Raw genomic sequence first — 20924 nt, 5'->3', positions numbered from 1 at the left:
AACTAGTAGATGAAAAACGTAAAGTTTTTTCTAATGAGTTGGCTATGCATACATGTGTGCTTGTTCTTCCCCTTGCAAAGTCAGGCTGAGGAACAAATTGAGCCAGATCAAAAAATAAGTGAAGTGAATGTACAAGAAGAAAATAAGGAATCTCAAGAACCGCCAGAGCAAGTGGAAACGAAACAAGATGAAGAGAAACAAAAAGAAGAGAAACAAAAAGAAGCAGAACAACAAGAAGTAGCAAATAAACAATTGAGTGAAAGAAAGATAGAAACAGAACAGGGAATTATTACAGTAAATAAGCTGGAGCTTAAAGTTGGCGAAGAGGTGCGAATTGCTGTAGAACCGAATGGGAAAAACATTCAAAGTATGAAAGGTATATTGCAGTTACAAAAAAATGGCGAGCAATATGCGCAAGAAAGAATGTTATCTTTTGAGTATGATGAAGAAACGAAGAGCTGGGTTGCTAACTATAAAGCAGGGGATTTTGATTTGCAAGGTGATTGGAATCTTCAGCTCGTTCAAAGTTACAAAGAGAATGAGAAAGAAGAGCTCATAAAAAATGAAGTGAAAGTCCCGCTCATTCGTATTAAAAATGAAACGCCAACTATAGATAAAGAATTGCCAAAGTTACAGAAAGTTACTATTGATGAAGTAAAAGAGAACTTAGTTGAACGAAAACAGGGAGATTCTATACATATACGAGTAAAAGCGTCAGATATAGAATCGGTTGTAAAAGAAGTGCGCGTTACATTAAAAGGGAAAGAAAATAAAGAGCTTTCCTTTTTATTAGACTACAACAAGCATGATATGGATTGGCAAAAAGTATTTGAAATAACAGAAGCATTGCCGGCTGGGCCATACGAATTACTTGTAGAGATAATAGATGCAGCAGGTAATAAACTTGTTGAGGAAAGTGAATATACCATTTCTGTTTTGGTGCCAAAAAACGAAGATGATAAAAAGATAGAAGAGAAAGAAAAAGAAGAAAAATTAGATAATAAACTAGAAAATGAATTAGAAGATAAGAAAGAAAATGAGAAACAAGAAGATTCGAAAGTCAAAAACCCGCTTCCAGAAGAAAATTTGCCAGTTGTTCAAATTCCGAAGCAAGATGAGATAGTAAATAAGTTTATAAAAGAACCGTTGAAAGAGAAAGAGGAATTTACTTACGTTATAAAAGAGCCGTTCGAAGACAACAAGGAAGTACATAAGGGGAAGAACCAAAAAGAGAAAAATAACAAACAAGTTGCCTCTAAAAAGAAAGAACAAAAAGAAGAACCGAAAGACAAGAAAGAAGAAAAAGGTGAACAGGGAGTGCAAGCTTCTGATGTGTTTACTATCATGTCAGGTTTATTCGTACTGTTTTTAGTTTTAAAGAGTAATAAAGAATGGGGCTAATTATTTCATAGTAGTGGAGGCGCTTAAATGGAGATTAAACGTACGACAATTGAAGATAAGGCGTTACAACCATTAAAACAGCCTGCAGCTATTTCGGAGCATGAAATCCAGAAAGAACGAAAGCGTAGCAATTTAGTGTTTACTGGACAGTCTAAAATTATTTCGAAAAATAATGAAATAGGTATTTTACTTGCAAGTTTAAGTGATGGAAAGATTATGAAGGAAATGCTTTCTAAAGAGATGGATACAGTGTTACAACTTTTTAAAAAGCTACATACGTTATCCGGAGAAGGTAAGCAAACAGAAAAAATATTTGAACAAGTAATTAGAAGCCTACAAGGGCTTGTTAAGCAGGCGCATATAAAAGAACTTCCTTTGTTAGATGGAACGTATGATTTCGCTGAAGTACAACTATCATTTGGTAGAAAAGTACATATTCCGTTACTAGATGTGAGTGCACTTATCTCTAGAGTGGAAAGTGATTCTTCAGAAGGAAATATAAATTTGATGGTAACGGTTATTACTGCTTATATAACGAAACTGTCTAACGAAACAATTTTAATTAGCGTTACAGACCGTATTGCTAAAGATCGGGATGTAAGTGTATGGAGAGCGCTTGCGGAAATGAACATGACACAATTGTCACAGGCGTTGAAACATACGGTGCAAGAACATAAATGGTCTATGACGTTTCTTTTTCTCTTTATATGGATTGTCGGTATTATTTTAATTCGAGTTATATAAAAAGGTCGTCACTCCATTGTGACGACCTCTTTTATATTTTTTCGTAGAAGAATGTATCAAATCGCTGAAGATTATAACGTTCGGGTGTTAAAATTTGTTCCGTACTACCAACAAATAGTACACCGCCTTTTCGTAAAGAACGACTAAATTTTTCATAAAGTTTTACTCTTGCTTCTTCTGTAAAATAAATCATTACGTTACGACAAATAATCAAATCATAATTTGTATCGAACGACTGCATTAAAAGGTCGTGCTGTTTGAACGTAACGTTTTGTTTAATGTTTTGATGCAATGAATATATATCATTCTCTTTTGTGAAATGACGTTCTTTCAAATCATTAGGTAATTCCTTCAGAGAACGTTCTGTATATTGACCGCGTTTTGCGGTTTCTAAAATATGAAAATCAAGATCTGTTGCTTGAATTTCAAAACGAAATGGAGCTAGATGCTTTGATAAAATTAAAGAGAGTGTGTACGGTTCTTCACCAGCAGCGCAAGCGGCACTCCATACCTTTAATTTTCCGCTATTTTGTTCGAGTAATTTTGGTAGTGCTTTCGACTCTAAAGTTTGCCAGCGTTCTTTATTTCTAAAAAACTCTGAAACGTTAATTGTAATATAGTCAATAAAATTTAAAAATAAATTTTGATCAGCGCGTAATTTGTTTAAAAAATTAGTGTAGTTTTCGAAGCCTTTTCTCGAAATGAAAGCATCGATTCTACGGCGCATTCTATCTTGTTTATAAGAAGCGATATCCATATTGAATTGTTGTTTAAAACTCGCGATAAAATGATCATAATCTTGTTCAATTATCATATTTACAATGGGCACAATAATGATATTGTGCCTCCCCCTTTACATCATACGAATTTTTTGTTCAAAGCTTTTTTTCATTTGCTTTTCATGTAATCCTGGTAAATCATAAATGACAGCATCAATACCTGCTTCTTTTGCAACATCGACAGGGATGACAGATGTATGTTTGTCCCCATTATAAAAACAGAGAACTAAATCAGTGTCTTCAATAATTTGTTTAACAAAAAACATATAATCTGATCGGTAAATGGAGTCAGAAGGATGATCGAAAGCAACATATTCGGCTCCGTGTTTTTTTAAGTAATCAACGACTTCTTGAAATTCATCTGTTATTGCTTGCAATGGTTGCAGCGTGTAAAGGCATAAATTTTGAGCGAGTCTTTCATTCTCAACGAAAAAACGAAGAACCTCATTTTCAATAGATTTATAACATAATATGTAAATTTTATGTTTGTGAGCATAGTCAGTTAAAAATTTTTTAATTTCTTCTTGATCTAATGCTGTTAATTGATTTGAACCACAAAGGAAAATATTCATAGAATTGTGCCACCTCATGCTAAATTGTAACATATCTTTTATAAAAAATAACTGCAAAATATTACTGTTCAGAGTATAATTATAAATAACTGGATTTTACGATTAAGTTTAGGAAGAAATAAAAAAATAAATAGGTGATATATATGCTACGTTCTATCTCGCATAATCCAATTTTATCGCATATACCGCCTGCTACTCAAATGCCGAAAGAAGCAAATGTCAGGACAGGACTTGCATTTTCGGATAATTTGCATGCAGATCCGAAAAAAGATAAATTAATAGAACAAATGGAAGCGTTTGTCGATAATATTGGAGAAATTAAAGAGAAAATTGAAATGGAATTAACGCTTGATAATGTAATGGAATACAAAAATACAGTAAAATCATTTTTGAATTTTTACGTTGATAATGTATTGCAGTATAAAGATGTCATGTCTCGTCACCCACGTTACGGATATTCACAGAAAATGACGATTGTGAAACAGGCAGAAATGGGATTGAATGAATTAGAAGATGTGATGAATTTAATTAATACGAAAACAGGACATTTAGAAATGTTAAATCAAATTGGAGAAATCCATGGTTTAATTGTGAATTTAGTCTTGTAAAAGGAAGGAAGCTATATGTACATACAATTATATGAAAAACTCGTTATTATTCAAAAAGCGTATGAAAATATTCAAGCGCTTGGAGAGCAAATATATGAGAATTTAAAAAATAAAAATGTAAATGCAGTTCAAAAGTTGCAAGTAGAGCAATTGCAGTACATTGATGGTTTAAAAGGGTTATCAAGCTCATTTGAAGAAATGGTTGTTCAGTTCTGTAAAGAACAAGGAGTTGAATCGTTTCGTGTAAGTGCGTTATTTTCGTATTTTTCTCAAGAAGAAATTAAAAAAATGGAAGAATTACAAAAAAACGTAACTGAATTAGAAGAGAATGTAAAAATGATTCTTTTGAAAAATCAATATTACTTAAACGTACTATTAAAAACTACAGAAAGTATTGTGGATTCTGTTTCTGAATATAACTTAGAGCGAAACAATAATTCGCAAATCTTTATGAACGAACTATTGTAAAGGAGAAGTGAAGCTTTATGAGATTATCTGATTATAATACACCGCTATCGGGTATGTTAGCGGCTCAAATGGGGTTACAAACAACGAAACAAAACTTGTCTAACATTCATACACCGGGTTATGTGCGTCAAATGGTGAATTACGGATCTGTTGGAGCAAGCAATGGTCATACGCCAGAACAGAGAATTGGTTACGGTGTACAAACGCTAGGTGTTGACCGTATTACTGATGAGGTAAAGACGAAGCAGTTTAATGATCAATTATCTCAGCTCTCTTACTATAACTATATGAATTCGACTTTATCACGTGTAGAGTCTATGGTTGGAACGACAGGAAAGAATTCATTATCTAGTTTAATGGACGGTTTCTTTAATGCCTTTCGTGAAGTGGCAAAAAATCCAGAACAACCAAACTACTACGATACATTAATTTCTGAAACTGGGAAGTTCACAAGTCAAGTAAATCGTCTTGCGAAAAACTTAGATACAGTGGAAGCGCAGACGGCAGAAGATATTGAAGCGCATGTTAATGAATTTAATCGTCTTGCTGCTAGTTTAGCAGAAGCGAATCATAAAATTGGACAAGCGGGTACACAAGTGCCGAATCAACTTTTAGACGAACGAGATCGCATCGTTACAGAGATGTCTAAGTATGCAAACATCGAAGTATCTTATGAATCTATGAATCCTAATATCGCGAGTGTTAGAATGAATGGTATTTTAACAGTAAATGGACAAGATACATATCCACTTCAATTAAATAAAGAAAAAGACCCAATGTCAGTTGAAATTTACGGTTCAGAAATCTCTGTAACTAGCGGAGCGATAAAATCAGCGATTGATACGAAAGCGAAGATTGTTGATTATAAAAAAAATCTTGAAGACTTAATGAGTTCAGTGAAAAATCAAGTGAATACAGTGATGGGAAAAGATTTCTTCGTTGGAGATTATGCGAAGGATATGAAGTTAAATCCAGAATTCCAAAAAGATATTTCGAAAATGAAAATATCTGCTGAAACAGCAAATAAACTAGCAGCAATTACAGATGGAAATTATAAAGAAGGTCTTTCTTATAAAGCAGCATTAGACCAATTTATAGTTCGTGTTGCATCTGATAAAAGTGCAGTAAATGGTTATCAAAAAATTCATGGGGATTTATTAGAGGGGATTCAGCAAGAAAAAATGGGTGTTGAAGGCGTTAATATGGAAGAGGAAATGGTTAATTTAATGGCCTTCCAAAAATATTTCGTGGCGAACTCTAAAGCTATTACTACGATGAATGAAGTGTTTGATAGTCTATTTTCGATTATTCGATAGGTGATAGTAATTGATTGAAAATATATAAGGAGGAGATAGAAATGAGAGTATCTACATTTCAAAATGCAAACTGGGCAAAGAATCAGTTAATGGATTTGAACGTGCAACAGCAATATCATCGAAATCAAGTAACTTCAGGGAAGAAAAACCTTCTTATGAGTGAAGATCCACTTGCGGCAAGTAAGTCATTTGCGATTCAACATTCATTGGCGAATATGGAGCAAATGCAAAAAGATATAGCGGATTCGAAAAATGTATTAACACAAACTGAAAATACTTTACAAGGTGTTTTGAAATCTTTAACAAGAGCAGATCAATTAACAGTACAAGCATTAAGTGAGCAAAATGGTGAAAAAGAATTGAAAGCCATCGGTGCAGAGATTGATCAAATTTTAAAACAAGTTGTATATTTAGCAAATACGAAAGAGCAAGGTCGTTATATTTTCGGTGGTGATAGTGCGGAGAAGCAACCATTTACAGAAGATGGTACATACCAAGGTGGAAAAGATGATGTGAATTGGCAATTAAATGACGGTTATGAATTAAAAGCGTTTCGTAACGGAGAAGCATTATTATCTCCGGTTATAAAAACGTTAAAACAGATGAGCGAAGCGATGCAAAAAGGTGATCAAAAAGCGTTACAACCGTTATTAGGAGAAAACAAGAAAAACTTAGATGGCATCATTAACCGTACAACTGAAGTTGGTTCAACAATGAACACAATGGAAACATTTAAAACAATTTTAAGCGAGCAAAATTTAGCGCTTCAAGAAAATCGTAAAGAAATTGAAGATGTCGATTTAGCGGTAGCAATTTCTGACTTAGCGTATATAAATGCGACGTATGAAGCGACGCTTAAAGCAGTTAGTACGATGAGTAAAACGAGTATTTTAGACTACATGTAATCTATAAGGAGTGAGAACAATGGCAGGAACAACGATGACAGGTATTGGTGGTAGACAACAAATTTGGAACCTCGGAAATAATATGATCGATACTTCTAACCTAGTGGAATTAGAGATGCAAGCGTTAGATATGAGGAAAACACCGTATACTACTGAGAAGCAAAAACTTACGCAAGATAAACAAGTATATGCAAGTTTAAAGACACAATTTAATCCTTTTACTCAAGTGTTTAAAGATTTAGCAGCTTTTAAAGGGAATGAGAAAAAAGTAACGACAACACAAGACGGCTACATTAATGTGAAAGCTGATGGTGGGGCGATTGCAGGAACTTTTAATATGACTATTACACAGCTTGCGCAGCGTCATCAAATAGCTTCAAATGACATTAAAGATATAAATGCGCAGCTTCCTAAGGATGAAACATTAAAACTAGGCGATAAAGAATTAAAAGTAACAACTGATATGACATATAAAGATTTAATTAATAAGATTAATGATGGAGATTATGGTGTATCAGCTTATACACTTGGGAATAAAATTTTCATGACCTCGAAAAAAGAGGGGACAGATGGACAGATTAAGTTTGAGGCGAACACATCTACACTATTTCAAGATATTGGTTTAGCTAATGCGGATGGCACAGCGCTTAATACAATCAATGAAGCACAAAATGCTAAATATAGTATTAATGGTATTGAAGCTGAAAGTTTTACTAATACAATTGAGGCTCTTCCGGGTGTGAAAATTGAATTGTTAAAAGTAACTGAGCCGAAAGTAGAAGGGACACCAGATGCCGGTACAACAACAGATCCCAAAACAAAAGGTATAGACCTAAAATTTACAGTAAATGACTCAAACGTAACAGATGCATCGAATGTTATTAAAAAAATGGTAGCAGAGTATAATAAAGCAGTTTCTACAGTTGACCTTTTTGCTGGGAAAGATGGAGTTTTCCAAGGTCAAGCTATTATGCAAAGTGTACGTCAAGCGATGAACAATGTCGTAACATTTTCTCAAGATGGTAATTATTTATTCACATTCGGTATTCAATTAAAGCAAGATGGAACGATGGAAGTTAATGATGAAAAATTAACACAAGCACTAAAAGAAAAACCTGATGCAGCGAAGCAATTTTTCTTTAGTTCTAACGGTTTAGGAAAAATGATGGAAGAACCACTTGATAAAATATTCGGTGATAAAGGTGTAGTTGGAGAACGTGTAAAAAATATTGATTCACGTGTAAGTGATTTAGATAAAAAGATTCAAGATATTGAAAAGCAAAATTTAGACAAACAAAATGAAATTGTGAAGAAGTATCAAAAGCTAGAGAGTACATTAGCAGCGCTTGATAGCCAACTAAAAACAATTAAAGCAATGACAAAACAAAAAAGTGATGATTAATGAAAGTTGAGGAAGTGATCGTATGCAAGCATGGCAACGTTATATGCAAAATGATATTATGACGAGTAATCCAATTAAAAATACAATTTTTATTTATGAAAGATGTATTGTAGAGTTTCGTAATTTAGAAGAACTTTTACATACTTTTAACTTACAAGAAGGGGACGCACTTCTTGAAAAGTTAGAACGTATTTTTGAAGAATTAAAGCTTCAATTAAATCCTGAAATTACGAAAGATTTATATGATAGTTTATATGGCTTATACGATTGGATTAGCATTCAAATTCAAACAATGAAAGTAACACGTGAAGCAAAAGACATGGATGCGATTGTGAAAGTGTTACAAGATTTAATAGATGGTTACCGCGGAGCACTTGAAAATGAACAATGATATTTATCGGACGTTTGTCGGCTGTTTTAATGAAATCGGTGAATTGCAAGTGTCAGATGGAGAGTTTGCTGAGAAGAGTGAAATGTTAAATCGCTGGATGATGACATTGGATGAGGAAACACGTACGCAAGTTGCAGCAGAAGTAAGCCCATTCATTATTAAGGCAGCTCAGCATATTCGAGATAAGCAAAAGATTTTGGAAGAAATGATTATGACAAATGATGGGCGAATGAAGGCTAATTCATTTTACGGTAAATATTAATAAAAACGTTTGGAAACAGATTCCCCTTTTAAAAGGGGGTCTATTCCTTCGTTTAAATAAAGAACTCCGCTGATTGAGGTTTCATTTTATGACTGTGATGAAAAAATAATAGTAATCTAAATAATAGAAAAATGGATTTTAGTTTATAGTTCATATATTGAAATGTTGTATAGATTACTGTGTGTATACAGTTATTTGCATTCTTTTTTATATTTTTGTATTTTTCTAAAGACAACAATGGAAAAATGGAATAAAATATGTAAGGGTACATAATAGTAAATATTTTAATAAATGCATATGAGAAAATAAATAATGAAGTGAAACTTCTATCAGTGGATCATTACGTTAGAAAAGAAAGGGTGTGGAATATGCCAGATTTAGTGAGTGATGTAAGCCATTATATGAATTATTTAGTGACGAAACGAAATACTGTTTCTAGTAATATTGCAAATGCAAATACACCTGGCTATAAAGCACAAGATGTAACATTTGCTGAGCAGATGAATAAAAGTAGTGCATTATATAAAAACAATGCGGCTGATTTAAAGAGCAATCCAGATTTATATCAAACGAATGAAATGCACTTGCCGACAGTAAATACGAAAAATACATATGCAAAGATTCAAACAAAATCAATGCAAACGAATAAAGACGGAAATAGTGTGGATGTAACGACAGAAATGCTAGATTTAATGAAAACAAATCAGTTATACGGTATTTCAGTTAACGCAATTAATACACAATATGCAATTAACCAAGCGGCACGCGGACGTTAAAAGTAGAAGGAGAGACAACGGATGTTTCAGGCAATTAATGCAAGTGGCTCAGGGCTAACGACAGCGAGAAAGTGGATGGAAGTTACTTCTAACAATATTGTAAATGCAAATACGACGGCGGCTCCGGGGGCAGATTTATATGAGCGTCGTAGTGTGGTGCTAGAATCAAACAATAGTTTTGCAAGTATGCTAGATGGGGCTCCTACTAACGGAGTAAAGATAAAAAGTATTGAAGCAGACAAAACGGAAAATTTAGTGTATGATCCGACGCATCCGCACGCAAATGAAGAAGGATATGTACGTTATCCAAATATTGATGTAACTGCTGAAATGACGAATGTTATGGTTGCTCAAAAAATGTATGAAGCAAATACGAGTGTATTAAATGCAAATAAAAAAATGCTTGATAAAGATTTAGAAATCGGCCGAGGATAAGGGGGAAGATAGTAATATGAAAATCCAACCAATGTTACATACACAACCATTTGGAGCAATTCAGTCAATTGGTGCACCGAAAACTTCTCAAACATCTGTAGTTGAGGGGAAAAAGTTTATTGATTTATTGGAAGATATGAATCAAACGCAAAACAATGCGCAAACAGCAGTATATGATTTACTAACTAAAGGGGTAGGAGAAACACATGACGTTTTAATTCAGCAAAAGAAAGCTGAGTCTCAAATGAAAACAGCTGCTCTCGTACGTGATAATCTTATTGAAAATTATAAGTCACTAATTAATATGCAAATTTAGGAAAGTGGACGGGTGTGTTTAAATGGAAAAGATGAAAAATGTTATCAAATCGTTAAAAACGTGGCATAAGTTAGTAATTGGTGCTGCGCTTTTAGCGATTGTAACAGGAGCACTTTTATACTTCACCTTGCCAGATAAATATGTTGTTGTATATCAAAATTTAAATGATACAGATAAACAAGAGATTACAGCAGAATTATCGAAGTTAGGTGTCGATTATCAATTAGCGGCCGATGGTTCGATTCGTGTGCAAAAGAATGATGCTCCATGGGTTCGAAAAGAAATGAATGGGATGGGCTTACCGTTTAATTCTAAAAGCGGTGAGGAAATTTTATTAGAAAGCTCGCTCGGTTCAAGTGAGCAAGATAAAAAAATGAAGCAAATTGTCGGTACGAAGAAGCAATTGGAGCAAGATATTGTAAGAAACTTTGCGACAGTTGAAACGGCAAATGTTCAAATTACATTGCCTGAAAAAGAGACAATTTTTGATGAAGAAAAAGCAAAAGGAACAGCGGCGATTACGGTTGGAGTGAAGCGTGGCCAATTGTTAACAGCTGATCAAGTTGCAGGTATACAGCAAATGATTAGTGCAGCAGTTCCTGGTGTGAAGGCAGAAGAAGTAAGTGTTATTGATAGTAAAAAAGGTGTTATCTCAAAAGGAGCAGATGAAGCACATTCTAGTAGTTCCTCTTCTTATGAGAAAGAAGTAGAGATGCAGCACCAACTTGAAGGTAAATTAAAACAAGATATTGATGCAACGTTAATGACGATGTTTAAACCGAATGAATATAAAGTGAATACGAAAGTATCTGTAAACTACGATGAAGTTACACGTCAGTCAGAAAAGTATGGTGATAAAGGTGTACTTCGTAGTAAACAAGAGCAAGAGGAAAGTTCTACTGCGCAAGAAGGGGCAGATACGAAGCAAGGTGCTGGTATTACAGCGAACGGTGAAGTGCCAAACTACGGTACGAACAATAATCAAAATGGTAAAGTTGTCTATGATAATAAAAATGGTAACAAAATTGAAAACTATGAAATAGATAAAACAGTTGAAACAATTAAGAAACACCCAGAATTAACGAAAACAAATGTTGTTGTATGGGTAGATAATGATACGCTAGTAAAACGTAGAATGGATATGACAACTTTTAAAGAAGCAATCGGAACAGCGGCAGGACTTCAAGCTGATCCGAACGGTAACTTTATAAATGGTCAAGTTAACGTTGTAACTGTTCAGTTCGATCAGCCGAAAGTCGAAAAAGAGAAAGAGCCAGAAAAAAGTGGCATGAACTGGTGGTTATTCGGTGGAATTACAGCTGGCTTATTAGCGATCGGAGGTCTAGTATGGTTCTTATTAGCAAGACGTAAGAGAAAGAAAGAAGAAGAAGAGGAATATGAAGAATACTTAGCAGAAGATGAAATTGCTGCAAGTAATGAAAGTATCTTGGAAATTCCTGAAGAAAAAATAGTGCCAGAGCCAAAACCTGAACCAGAAGAACCGAAAGAACCAACGTTAGATGAACAAGTGCAGGATGCTACGAAAGAACATGTAGAAGGAACTGCAAAAGTAATTAAAAAATGGTTAAACGGACAGTAAGGGAGGAACAACGATGTTAGATGAAATCTCCTCCAAAGAAAAAGCTGCCATCCTTATTCGTACATTAGAAGAAGGGGTGGCAGCAAAAGTCATTGAATATATGACAGCTGAGGAAAAAGAAGTATTACTTCGTGAAATCGCAAAGTTTCGTGTATACAAACCAGAAACGTTAGAAAATGTACTAGGAGAGTTCTTATATGAACTAAATGTAAAAGAATTGAACTTAGTCACTCCAGATAAAGAATACATTCGTCGCATATTTAAAAACATGCCAGAAGACGAACTGGAAAAATTATTGGAAGATCTTTGGTATAACAAAGATAATCCATTTGAATTCTTAAATTCACTTACAGATTTAGAACCACTTCTTACAGTGCTTAATGATGAGTCACCACAAACAATTGCAATTATCGCTTCTTATATTAAACCGCAACTTGCGTCTCAATTAATTGAGAGATTGCCAGATCATAAACGAGTAGAGACGGTAATGGGTATTGCGAAGTTAGAACAAGTTGATGGTGAATTAATTAATCAAATTGGTGAGTTGTTAAAATCGAAATTAAATAATATGGCATTCAGTGCAATTAATAAAACTGATGGCTTGAAAACAATCGTAAACATTTTAAATAATGTTTCACGTGGTGTTGAAAAAACAGTCTTCCAAAAGCTGGATGAAGTCGATTATGAGTTATCTGAGAAAATTAAAGAAAATATGTTTGTCTTTGAAGACTTACTTGGTCTTGAAGATCTTGCGCTTCGCCGTGTATTAGAAGAAATTACAGATAACGGTGTTCTTGCGAAAGCACTTAAAATTGCAAAAGAAGAAATTAAAGAGAAATTATTTACATGTATGTCTTCAAACCGTAAAGAGATGATTCTAGAAGAATTAGATGGCTTAGGACCGCTTAAGATGACGGATGCTGAAAAAGCGCAGCAAACGATTACTGGTACAGTGAAAAAGCTAGAGAAAGAAGGAAGAATTATCGTTCAAAGAGGTGAAGAGGATGTCCTTATTTAAAAACAGAATTCCGAAGAATTCTGTTTCTTTTTCTGAAGAAACGTATGAATTACAATTTCCAAAACCAGCTTCAGTCCAAATAGAAGAGGAAGAATTACAAACTGATCATGCAGAGCTTCGCGCCCAGCAAGAGTCATTACATATGGAAATGAATCAGCTAAGGCAAGAGAAGCAAATGCTAGAACGAGAGCGGCAGCAGTTATTACAAGATAAAGAACAATTTCAAATGCATATTCATGAACAAATGGAACAGATGGAAGCAGCGCGTGTGCAGTTTCAAAAAGAACAACAAGAAACAGCATATGAATGGACAGAGTTATTATGGGATCAATCTTTTCATCTAGCAGAAAAAATCGTGAATCAAGCGGTAGATTCACGATTGCTTGATGTGTTACCTATTTTAACTGGCATCGTGCAAACATTGCCAACTTCGTTTGAAAAATTAATCATTACAGTACATCCAGAAACGTTTGAACGTATTCAAGAAGAGAAGGAAAATACGAAAGAATATTGGTTACTACAATTAGTAGAATGGAAATATGATTTCTCCCTGCAGTTTGGTGAATTTGTTCTGGAAGAAGAGAAAGAGTTCTTTGAATTTAAATTTGCACCTATATTTGCGAAACTTCGTCAGAAATGGGAAGAAGAGAAGCTATTTGAGGAGCAAAATGTATGAGCCGTCTGTTAATGAATGAGAACGAAAAATGGAATAAGTTCATTGAAACACCACTGTATACGAAAGTAGGCAAAGTTCATAGTGTACAAGAACAGTTTTTCGTAGCAAAAGGGCCGAAAGCGAAGATTGGAGATGTTTGCTTCGTTGGAGAACATAACGTCTTATGTGAAGTGATTGCTATTGAAAAAGAAAATAATATGCTACTTCCATTTGAACAGACAGAAAAAGTATGTTATGGAGATTCAGTGACATTAGTTTCAGAAGATGTTGTTGTACCACGTGGTAATCACTTGCTCGGAAAAGTGTTAAGTGCAAATGGTGAAGTGTTAAATGAGGAAGCTGAAAACATTCCATTACAGAAAATTAAACTAGATGCACCGCCTATACATGCATTTGAACGTGAAGAGATTACCGATGTATTTGAAACAGGAATAAAATCAATTGATTCTATGCTAACAATTGGTATCGGTCAAAAGATTGGTATTTTTGCTGGGTCAGGTGTTGGTAAATCTACTTTACTTGGAATGATAGCAAAAAACGCAAAAGCTGATATAAACGTTATTAGTTTAGTAGGAGAACGTGGCCGGGAAGTAAAAGACTTTATTCGAAAAGAGTTAGGCGAGGAAGGTATGCAAAAAAGCGTCGTTGTTGTAGCGACGTCAGATGAAAGTCATCTTATGCAACTTCGTGCAGCGAAACTCGCAACGTCTATTGCTGAATACTTCCGTGATCAAGGCAATAATGTATTACTTATGATGGACTCTGTTACTCGTTTTGCCGATGCACGAAGAAGTGTTGATATTGCTGTTAAAGAGTTACCGATTGGTGGTAAAACACTGTTAATGGAAAGTTATATGAAGAAGTTGTTAGAGCGGTCTGGGAAAACACAAAAGGGATCTATAACAGGTATTTATACGGTGCTTGTTGATGGGGATGATTTAAATGGTCCTGTACCAGATTTAGCACGTGGTATTTTAGATGGACATATTGTATTAAAGCGTGAGCTTGCAACGCTTAGTCATTATCCTGCAATTTCAGTATTAGATTCAGTAAGTAGGATTATGGAAGAAATCGTGTCGCCACATCATTGGCAACTTGCAAATGAAATGAGGAAAATTTTATCAATTTATAAAGAAAATGAATTGTATTTTAAGTTAGGAACGATTCAAGAAAATGAAGAAAATGCTTATATTTTTGAATGTAAAAATAAAGTAGAAGGTATAAATACATTTTTAAAGCAAGGTCGATCGGATAGTTTCCAATTTGATGATATCGTTCAAGCGATACACCATATAGTATAAGGCCTCTGCCCAAGAGGTCTTATTTTTTTGTTTTTTAATATTTCACAGATTTTTTTGGAAAAAAACTATATAATAGAAAAAGAGAACGTTATAATAGGAAGGGGCTATGAAAACAGGTGGATAAACAGCAGTACGACACAATAAAATTGCAAATAAATCAAGAAAAAGAACATATTTTAAAAGAAGTGTATGAATTAACAGCTGAAAAAAGAAAAATAGAACAAAAAAAAGAATATGATTTATATGTTGTGAAATCACGTAGTAAAGTCGTACAAACTGGGCAACGTATTATGGCGGGCATGCTTTCTTCACATACGTTTTCACCTGAAAGAATAGAAGAATGGAATCGAAAAATTAAAAAAACGGAAGGTTTTATTCAAAAAAATGAAAGCCTTTTAGAGCAAGTAAAAGAAAAAGAACGTGTCATTGATGAGATGTATCAAGAAAATTGCAAAAAGCTTGCGAAAGCACAAGAAAAGCTGGAAGAAAAAATGCTTCTGGATTTGAAAATGTGTATGAATGGATGAGGTGAATGTAGTGATACAGTCTGTATTACCGGTGCAACAAAGTTTACCTCCGCAAAAAGAAAAAGGGCTAGAAGTACAATCAAAAAATGAAGATTCTTCATTCGATCGTACGATGAGAATGGAAAATAAAAAACAGCCGCAAACGGAGAAAACGAAACGAGAAGAAGCACCAACAGAAGAGAAAAAAGATTATATTCTTTCTAAAAAATCGGTAACGAAAGAAGAGCCTATTGTAAAGAAAGAAGAAAAAAAAGAGACAGAACAGTTGTTATTAGCTGTATCTGAGCAAATGGTTGCAATTGAGCAATTACATGTGCAGCCGGAATTGTTATATCAATACATACAAAAAATACAAGAGCTATATAAAGAATATGGCAATATTAAACTTAATGAATTACCTGCAGCTGAATTACAACAATTACAAGAACTTCTTTCAAATATGAATATTAAAAATGCTATATGTTTAGAAGATACAATGCAAATAGTATTAGACAAAATGAAGATGCCAGAGCAAACGATGCAAGCGTTGAAGGTTGTAGAAACAGAAACTTGTAATATTGCAAAGAAACAAGAAGAGTTTAAAGATGTAGAACTTCCAAAACTTGAGAGCGATGATGCAGTAGAGTTGCCAGAAGTTGATACATTAAACGATTCGAGCTCTGCAGGTGCAGAGTTATTAAATAAAACGACGAGTACCGAACAAGTAGGGAAATCAAATAGTGGTGCTGAGAAAGTTTCGTTACCTGACTTAGGAAAGAAAATGGAAGCGCAAGTAGAAGCGCTGCAAAAATTTGTAGTGAAACAAGAACGTGTTTTATTTCAGTTGAACCCAGAAAAACTTGGTACATTAACAGTGTTTATGAAAAAACACGGAGATCAAATTGATGTTCACGTAGAAATGGAAAAACACGATGCGAAAAAACGTGTTGAAATCATTTTTGATGAATTGAAATTAAAATTAAAAGAAAAAGAAATCAATATTCAAATTAGCTATTCAGATAAAGATGAAAATCGAAAAGAACAGCGAGAACAAGAGCAAAGGCAAAAACAGAAATTAGCAAATACAAATCATGAAAAACAACAATCAACAGAATTTGCGGGATTATTGGAGGAATAAAGAGTGCCAACAGTTGGATTAAATACAACGAGTACAAATCATATTCCGTTACAAGCAGGAGCGCAAAAAAGTAATGTACCTGTTAATGGTGTACAATCGCCAGTGCAACAAAGTAATGGAGTTTCGGCAGGAGCGCAAAAGACTCCTGGGGTAATGGGGAAAGATGATTTCTTAAAATTGTTTTTATCAAGTTTCCAACATCAAGATCCATTTAATGCGATGGATATGAATCAAATGATGAATCAGACAGCACAGTTATCTCTTATGGAACAAGTACAGAATATGACGAAAGCAGTAGATAAGCTGCAATCAACGATGTATTCAACAGCACTTGATGGTGGAATGAAGTTTTTAGGTAAATACGTAAGAGGTGTTGACGGCGACGGAAACAAAGTAACCGGTCAAGTAGAAACGGTTCGCCTTGCGGAAAATAACGATGTACAGCTCGTTATTAACAATAAGGTTGTATCTCTTCGTTTCGTTGAGAGAGTGTCTGATAAACCGATTGGGGAAACGAATCCAGAAGACGCAAAGAAAGACGATCAAAAAGTAACTGAAGAAGTAAAAACTACAAATTCATAAGGAGTGTCCATACGTTATGATTAAAGCGTTATATACAAGTATTACAGGGATGAATGCAACACAAAATGCATTAAGTGTAACTTCAAATAATATTGCCAATGCACAAACAGTAGGTTATAAAAAACAAAAAGCAATGTTTGATGATTTACTATATAACAATTCGATTGGTGCAAAAGGTGACGGTAAATATGCAGGAACGAATCCGAAAAGTATTGGTAACGGTGTGAAAATGAGTGGTACGGTTACGGATTATAGTGATGGTACAATTACGTTAACAGGTGGCAAAACACAAGCCGCAATGGAAGGTAATGGTTTCTTCGTTGTAGGTGATTCAAAAGGCGGAAATATGGAATTTACTCGTAAAGGTACGTTTGGGATATCTTCAGATTACTATATTACGAATACTGAAGGTCAATACGTATTTGCATACCCTGCAAATGAGGCAACTGGTGAAGTTGATTTATCTGGAATTCCAGGACCGTTGCAAATTCCAATGGGAACAGCAATTGGTGGTATTCGAACATCGAAAGGGACAATTAAAGGGAATATTCCAACTGGTGAAAAACAAATTACACAAGATTTACCTGTATATGATAATGCGGGAAATACATGGACAATGCGTGTCGAGTTTAAACAAACGAGCGAACATAATTATACATATAAAGTACAAATGCGTAATGACTCGAAAAAAGAAACAGAGTTTAAGGATGTTCAAGGTGCAGGTGGTAATATGACATTTGATGCTGTTGGAAATCCAAATCCGAAAGAGCAAGGGGCCAATATTCCATTTGATGGCGGCTCTATAAAATTAGACTTAAGTCATTTAACAAACCATCCAACAGATAAAACATTATCAGTAACAGACGTAGATGGTAGAGCAGCAGCGACGGTTAAAGATTGTTTCATTGCTGACGGTGGATATGTGATGGTAAAATATTCTGATGGAAGTATGAAATCTGCAGGTCAATTAGCTGTTGCGATGTTCCCGAACGAAGGCGGACTAATGAAAACAGGTAATGGTAACTATACAGCGACGAATACAACAGGTATTTTAGCTCTTGGTGCATCTGGTCAAAACGGTGCGGGTAAAGTACGTGGTGGTGCACAAGAAGGTGCAAACGTAGATTTATCTGTAGAGTTCGTTGACTTAATGTTATACCAACGCGGATTCCAAGGAAATGCGAAAGTAATTAAAGTTTCAGATGAAGTATTAAATGAAGTTGTAAACTTAATTCGATAATATATCGTAATGAAAAAATGTAATGGAGTAGAAAGGGTTTTTTATTCGTATGACAAGACAAGAGCGAATTTTACAATTGCCTTTTTTCGAAAATAAACGTGAACTTGCCGAGCAAGTATTAAAAATAGAACGAGAAGAGCATGTATATTTACCAGATCAATTTGAAATTAAGCAAGTGCCTCCGTATTCATTTGGTGAAAAACAAGCAATCATTGGCCGTATCCATGAGTTTTATTTCATAAGTGTTGGTAGCGATAGCGTTTGGAAGTATCAACTGTTTAAGGATGAGATGAAGTGTCGTGAGTTTTTTGTTATGTTGCCTGATATTACGGATCAGCAGATAGCGTTTTGGTTTAATAACATAGAGTTATTGAAAAGTTCTTAAAAAAGATCTTAAAAGCTCTTTTTAGGGTTGACGAGAGGACCCAGCGTTGTTTTGGAGCGGTTAGTGCCTAATAGGGACTCGACTGGTGTGTAAGGACAGAGGTATGAAGAGTTACTAGGGTAGTATAAGAAGAGGTAAGCAAGATAAACAGTTATGATCCAGAAGAGCTCCTAGTTGTAAGAATAGAGCTATGGAGGCGTACTGAGATAGTTGGAGATGAGATAATCATCTCATAGTAGGCCAGTGCCTTCTGGATAGTATGTGATGATAGATTTTTATAAAAGGAGAGGTGAGGAGGATGGCGCAAAATAAGTATCGCGTTACATTCATTTCGCCGAGTGAGATTGAGCAGCGGACTGTAATGGCGGCGAATAGTTTGCCAGATTTAATTCGTAAAGTAGAAAGTATTATTGCAGATCCAAACGGTTATTTTGTAAATGATAAAAAAAATAATTGTTATTTTAAAGTGATTAAAGAAAATGTTACGTTTATTCAATATGAGTTACTATTTTCGGATAAGGAAATTCATATTGAAAAATTAAAACATATAGCACCGGTGGTATTAAAACGATTATTCGAAAAAATAAATGACCCGGAATTATATGCACTTGCGCTACTTGATGTTGATATAGCAACGAAAGAATATGTGCTAGCCGAAATGAATTCTGAGTTGAGAATAAGAGTAGAGACCGAGCTTTCGAAAAAATGGGAAGCAATGCCGACGGAAGTTGTAGGAGCACAAGAAGTGTTATTAGAGGCACTTGCTTCGTTTATACAAGATTAATTGTTTTTTTATAAAATGAATCGTTCGACTATCTATATTTTTTATATAGGTAGTTGACTTTTTCGCTTTTATAAAGCTTAATAATTAGATATACGGAATTAATGGAAGGGGAGCGACACCTTTATGTCACAAGCACAAAGTATTTTATTAGAAAGCGGAACAAATGAATTAGAGATTGTTACGTACACTGTTGGTGAAAACCTATTTAGTATTAATGTAATGAAAGTACGTGAAATCATTAATCCATTCCCTGTTACAACTGTGCCAGAATCTCATCATGCAGTTGAAGGTGTTGTTCAAGTACGTGGTGAAATTTTACCTGTTATTAACTTGGCAATGGCTCTTAATTTAAAGTCAACAAAGCCACTTGATCAAACGAAATTTATCATCTCAGAATTAAACCAAATGAAAGTTATTTTCCGCGTTGATGAAGTGCATCGTATTCAACGTATTTCGTGGGAACAAATTGATGAACCAGCTTCATTATCTATGGGACTAGAAGAAACGACATCTGGTATTGTAAAACTAGATGGCAAAATCATCTTACTATTAGATTATGAAAAAATTGTATGTGAAATTAGCGGCACTGGTTATGACAATAAATCAATTGCAGGGTTAGAACAAAAAACAGATCGAGCTGAAAAAGTAATTTATATTGCAGAAGATTCAGCGATGCTTCGCCAAATATTAGAAGAAACATTATCATCAGCTGGATATACAAAAATGAACTTCTTCAGCAATGGTGCAGAAGCGTTAGCGCAAATTGAAAAATTAGCGAAAGAGCAAGGCGAAAAAATGTTTGAACATATTCACCTGCTAATTACGGATATTGAAATGCCAAAAATGGATGGACATCATTTAACAAAAGTAGTTAAGGATAGTGAAGTAATGAATCGTTTACCAGTCATTATTTTCTCTTCATTAATTACAAATGAATTATTCCATAAAGGTGAAGCTGTAGGAGCAAATGCTCAAGTAAGTAAGCCAGATATTCAAGAGCTAATTGGTTTAGTTGATAAGTTAGTGCTTTAAAAGCTTCTATCTAGCCAGAATAGAAGCTCTAGCTAAGTGTTGAGCGGTCAGTGCTTAATAGAGCCCGCGATGTTGAGACCAGAGATATGGAGTGGTTATAGGTAAGTAGAAGAGCTGGTGTATAACATTTTTCTATTTAGTAGGAATAGGGGAAACTACTTATGTAAGTAAGTTTTCAGTGATTAATAGAGTCTCATGCGATGTGAGTTCAGAGTTATGAAGTAGTTTTAGGTAAGAAGAAGTGAGACTTCGATTGAGGATTTGAAGATTGGATTTATAACTCTATT

The 20924-nt window shown here is 34.5% G+C and carries 25 protein-coding genes; 23 read left to right on the top strand and 2 right to left on the bottom strand.

Going from position 1 to position 20924, the window contains the following annotated elements:
• Positions 1-9: 9 nt before the first annotated feature.
• Together ACS2FK_RS16660 and ACS2FK_RS16655 are read left to right on the top strand one after the other, a co-directional pair.
• Positions 10-1401, top strand: a complete 1392-nt coding sequence (locus ACS2FK_RS16660; protein WP_063546964.1) for a hypothetical protein — start codon at positions 10-12, stop codon at positions 1399-1401.
• 27 nt (positions 1402-1428) lie between these two features.
• On the top strand, positions 1429-2145 hold the full coding sequence (locus tag ACS2FK_RS16655; RefSeq protein WP_063546965.1) for a hypothetical protein: 717 nt from the start codon (positions 1429-1431) through the stop codon (positions 2143-2145).
• A gap of 31 nt (positions 2146-2176) precedes the next feature.
• On the opposite strand, the gene cheR is transcribed toward ACS2FK_RS16655, so the two are convergent.
• Both cheR and ACS2FK_RS16645 read right to left on the bottom strand, forming a co-directional pair.
• On the bottom strand, positions 2177-2959 hold the full coding sequence (cheR, locus tag ACS2FK_RS16650) for a protein-glutamate O-methyltransferase CheR (protein WP_000582875.1): 783 nt from the start codon (positions 2957-2959) through the stop codon (positions 2177-2179).
• A gap of 39 nt (positions 2960-2998) precedes the next feature.
• The gene (locus tag ACS2FK_RS16645; RefSeq protein ID WP_001020110.1) at positions 2999-3496 is read right to left on the bottom strand and encodes a flagellar motor switch protein FliG; all 498 of its coding nucleotides are present in this window, start codon (positions 3494-3496) and stop codon (positions 2999-3001) included.
• Positions 3497-3639: 143 nt separating this feature from the next.
• Between ACS2FK_RS16645 and ACS2FK_RS16640 the strand changes: the two genes are divergently transcribed.
• From ACS2FK_RS16640 to ACS2FK_RS16540, 21 genes are all read left to right on the top strand, one after another.
• The gene (locus tag ACS2FK_RS16640) at positions 3640-4104 is read left to right on the top strand and encodes a YaaR family protein (RefSeq protein ID WP_000946319.1); all 465 of its coding nucleotides are present in this window, start codon (positions 3640-3642) and stop codon (positions 4102-4104) included.
• Between the two features lie 15 nt (positions 4105-4119).
• Positions 4120-4572, top strand: a complete 453-nt coding sequence (locus ACS2FK_RS16635; RefSeq protein ID WP_063546966.1) for a hypothetical protein — start codon at positions 4120-4122, stop codon at positions 4570-4572.
• Positions 4573-4589: 17 nt separating this feature from the next.
• Entirely contained in the window at positions 4590-5888 is a 1299-nt protein-coding gene (flgK, locus tag ACS2FK_RS16630; protein ID WP_063546967.1) for a flagellar hook-associated protein FlgK, read from the top strand.
• A 41-nt stretch (positions 5889-5929) separates the two neighbouring features.
• Complete coding sequence (locus ACS2FK_RS16625; protein ID WP_063546968.1) at positions 5930-6793, top strand: flagellar hook-associated protein 3; 864 nt, start codon at positions 5930-5932, stop codon at positions 6791-6793.
• A 19-nt stretch (positions 6794-6812) separates the two neighbouring features.
• On the top strand, positions 6813-8195 hold the full coding sequence (locus tag ACS2FK_RS16620; protein WP_063546969.1) for a flagellar hook-associated protein 2: 1383 nt from the start codon (positions 6813-6815) through the stop codon (positions 8193-8195).
• A 22-nt stretch (positions 8196-8217) separates the two neighbouring features.
• Positions 8218-8586 carry a flagellar export chaperone FliS gene (fliS, locus tag ACS2FK_RS16615; RefSeq protein ID WP_001149524.1) on the top strand — a complete coding sequence of 123 codons (369 nt, stop codon included), beginning with the start codon at positions 8218-8220 and terminating at the stop codon, positions 8584-8586.
• Positions 8576-8848, top strand: coding sequence for a hypothetical protein (locus tag ACS2FK_RS16610; RefSeq protein WP_063546970.1), 273 nt, complete (start codon positions 8576-8578; stop codon positions 8846-8848). The genes fliS and ACS2FK_RS16610 overlap by 11 nt, the downstream gene beginning before the upstream one ends.
• A gap of 317 nt (positions 8849-9165) precedes the next feature.
• On the top strand, positions 9166-9624 hold the full coding sequence (flgB, locus tag ACS2FK_RS16605; RefSeq protein ID WP_003277601.1) for a flagellar basal body rod protein FlgB: 459 nt from the start codon (positions 9166-9168) through the stop codon (positions 9622-9624).
• A gap of 21 nt (positions 9625-9645) precedes the next feature.
• The gene (gene flgC / locus ACS2FK_RS16600) at positions 9646-10059 is read left to right on the top strand and encodes a flagellar basal body rod protein FlgC (RefSeq protein ID WP_000484680.1); all 414 of its coding nucleotides are present in this window, start codon (positions 9646-9648) and stop codon (positions 10057-10059) included.
• A 16-nt stretch (positions 10060-10075) separates the two neighbouring features.
• Complete coding sequence (fliE, locus tag ACS2FK_RS16595) at positions 10076-10375, top strand: flagellar hook-basal body complex protein FliE (RefSeq protein WP_000701672.1); 300 nt, start codon at positions 10076-10078, stop codon at positions 10373-10375.
• Positions 10376-10397: 22 nt separating this feature from the next.
• Positions 10398-11975 carry a flagellar basal-body MS-ring/collar protein FliF gene (gene fliF / locus ACS2FK_RS16590; RefSeq protein WP_063546971.1) on the top strand — a complete coding sequence of 526 codons (1578 nt, stop codon included), beginning with the start codon at positions 10398-10400 and terminating at the stop codon, positions 11973-11975.
• Positions 11976-11988: 13 nt separating this feature from the next.
• On the top strand, positions 11989-12993 hold the full coding sequence (gene fliG / locus ACS2FK_RS16585; protein WP_000883364.1) for a flagellar motor switch protein FliG: 1005 nt from the start codon (positions 11989-11991) through the stop codon (positions 12991-12993).
• The gene (locus ACS2FK_RS16580) at positions 12980-13669 is read left to right on the top strand and encodes a FliH/SctL family protein (protein WP_025709197.1); all 690 of its coding nucleotides are present in this window, start codon (positions 12980-12982) and stop codon (positions 13667-13669) included. The genes fliG and ACS2FK_RS16580 overlap by 14 nt, the downstream gene beginning before the upstream one ends.
• On the top strand, positions 13666-14970 hold the full coding sequence (fliI, locus tag ACS2FK_RS16575) for a flagellar protein export ATPase FliI (protein WP_017762977.1): 1305 nt from the start codon (positions 13666-13668) through the stop codon (positions 14968-14970). The genes ACS2FK_RS16580 and fliI overlap by 4 nt, the downstream gene beginning before the upstream one ends.
• A gap of 116 nt (positions 14971-15086) precedes the next feature.
• Positions 15087-15497, top strand: a complete 411-nt coding sequence (locus ACS2FK_RS16570) for a hypothetical protein (protein WP_000360860.1) — start codon at positions 15087-15089, stop codon at positions 15495-15497.
• A 10-nt stretch (positions 15498-15507) separates the two neighbouring features.
• Entirely contained in the window at positions 15508-16614 is a 1107-nt protein-coding gene (locus ACS2FK_RS16565) for a flagellar hook-length control protein FliK (protein ID WP_063549268.1), read from the top strand.
• 3 nt (positions 16615-16617) lie between these two features.
• Positions 16618-17196 carry a flagellar hook assembly protein FlgD gene (locus ACS2FK_RS16560; protein ID WP_001143462.1) on the top strand — a complete coding sequence of 193 codons (579 nt, stop codon included), beginning with the start codon at positions 16618-16620 and terminating at the stop codon, positions 17194-17196.
• A gap of 16 nt (positions 17197-17212) precedes the next feature.
• Complete coding sequence (locus tag ACS2FK_RS16555) at positions 17213-18436, top strand: flagellar hook protein FlgE (protein WP_000588324.1); 1224 nt, start codon at positions 17213-17215, stop codon at positions 18434-18436.
• Between the two features lie 49 nt (positions 18437-18485).
• Complete coding sequence (locus ACS2FK_RS16550; RefSeq protein WP_016122222.1) at positions 18486-18821, top strand: DUF3964 family protein; 336 nt, start codon at positions 18486-18488, stop codon at positions 18819-18821.
• 298 nt (positions 18822-19119) lie between these two features.
• Positions 19120-19605 carry a hypothetical protein gene (locus ACS2FK_RS16545; protein ID WP_063546972.1) on the top strand — a complete coding sequence of 162 codons (486 nt, stop codon included), beginning with the start codon at positions 19120-19122 and terminating at the stop codon, positions 19603-19605.
• A 123-nt stretch (positions 19606-19728) separates the two neighbouring features.
• Positions 19729-20637: a chemotaxis protein gene (locus tag ACS2FK_RS16540; protein ID WP_000075943.1), complete on the top strand. Its 909-nt coding sequence runs from the start codon at positions 19729-19731 to the stop codon at positions 20635-20637.
• Positions 20638-20924 lie beyond the last annotated feature (287 nt).

This window comes from Bacillus cereus group sp. BceL220 (genome assembly GCF_051776965.1).
Lineage (GTDB): Bacteria > Bacillota > Bacilli > Bacillales > Bacillaceae_G > Bacillus_A > Bacillus_A cereus.
Note: the sequence above shows the minus strand (reverse complement) of the source record. Positions and strands in the feature narration are given on the sequence as shown.

Excerpts from the sequence above, each read along its gene's own strand:
- ACS2FK_RS16550 (WP_016122222.1), top strand. The coding sequence starts at position 18,486 with ATGACAAGACAAGAGCGAATTTTACAATTGCCTTTTTTCGAAAATAAA.
- cheR (WP_000582875.1), bottom strand. The coding sequence starts at position 2,959 with ATGATAATTGAACAAGATTATGATCATTTTATCGCGAGTTTTAAACAA.
- fliG (WP_000883364.1), top strand. The coding sequence starts at position 11,989 with ATGTTAGATGAAATCTCCTCCAAAGAAAAAGCTGCCATCCTTATTCGT.
- ACS2FK_RS16645 (WP_001020110.1), bottom strand. The coding sequence starts at position 3,496 with ATGAATATTTTCCTTTGTGGTTCAAATCAATTAACAGCATTAGATCAA.
- flgC (WP_000484680.1), top strand. The coding sequence starts at position 9,646 with ATGTTTCAGGCAATTAATGCAAGTGGCTCAGGGCTAACGACAGCGAGA.
- ACS2FK_RS16610 (WP_063546970.1), top strand. The coding sequence starts at position 8,576 with ATGAACAATGATATTTATCGGACGTTTGTCGGCTGTTTTAATGAAATC.
- ACS2FK_RS16625 (WP_063546968.1), top strand. The coding sequence starts at position 5,930 with ATGAGAGTATCTACATTTCAAAATGCAAACTGGGCAAAGAATCAGTTA.
- ACS2FK_RS16540 (WP_000075943.1), top strand. The coding sequence starts at position 19,729 with ATGTCACAAGCACAAAGTATTTTATTAGAAAGCGGAACAAATGAATTA.
- ACS2FK_RS16555 (WP_000588324.1), top strand. The coding sequence starts at position 17,213 with ATGATTAAAGCGTTATATACAAGTATTACAGGGATGAATGCAACACAA.
- flgK (WP_063546967.1), top strand. The coding sequence starts at position 4,590 with ATGAGATTATCTGATTATAATACACCGCTATCGGGTATGTTAGCGGCT.
- ACS2FK_RS16640 (WP_000946319.1), top strand. The coding sequence starts at position 3,640 with ATGCTACGTTCTATCTCGCATAATCCAATTTTATCGCATATACCGCCT.
- ACS2FK_RS16660 (WP_063546964.1), top strand. The coding sequence starts at position 10 with ATGAAAAACGTAAAGTTTTTTCTAATGAGTTGGCTATGCATACATGTG.
- ACS2FK_RS16580 (WP_025709197.1), top strand. The coding sequence starts at position 12,980 with ATGTCCTTATTTAAAAACAGAATTCCGAAGAATTCTGTTTCTTTTTCT.
- ACS2FK_RS16545 (WP_063546972.1), top strand. The coding sequence starts at position 19,120 with ATGGCGCAAAATAAGTATCGCGTTACATTCATTTCGCCGAGTGAGATT.
- ACS2FK_RS16655 (WP_063546965.1), top strand. The coding sequence starts at position 1,429 with ATGGAGATTAAACGTACGACAATTGAAGATAAGGCGTTACAACCATTA.
- ACS2FK_RS16620 (WP_063546969.1), top strand. The coding sequence starts at position 6,813 with ATGGCAGGAACAACGATGACAGGTATTGGTGGTAGACAACAAATTTGG.
- ACS2FK_RS16635 (WP_063546966.1), top strand. The coding sequence starts at position 4,120 with ATGTACATACAATTATATGAAAAACTCGTTATTATTCAAAAAGCGTAT.
- fliS (WP_001149524.1), top strand. The coding sequence starts at position 8,218 with ATGCAAGCATGGCAACGTTATATGCAAAATGATATTATGACGAGTAAT.
- fliI (WP_017762977.1), top strand. The coding sequence starts at position 13,666 with ATGAGCCGTCTGTTAATGAATGAGAACGAAAAATGGAATAAGTTCATT.
- fliE (WP_000701672.1), top strand. The coding sequence starts at position 10,076 with ATGAAAATCCAACCAATGTTACATACACAACCATTTGGAGCAATTCAG.
- fliF (WP_063546971.1), top strand. The coding sequence starts at position 10,398 with ATGGAAAAGATGAAAAATGTTATCAAATCGTTAAAAACGTGGCATAAG.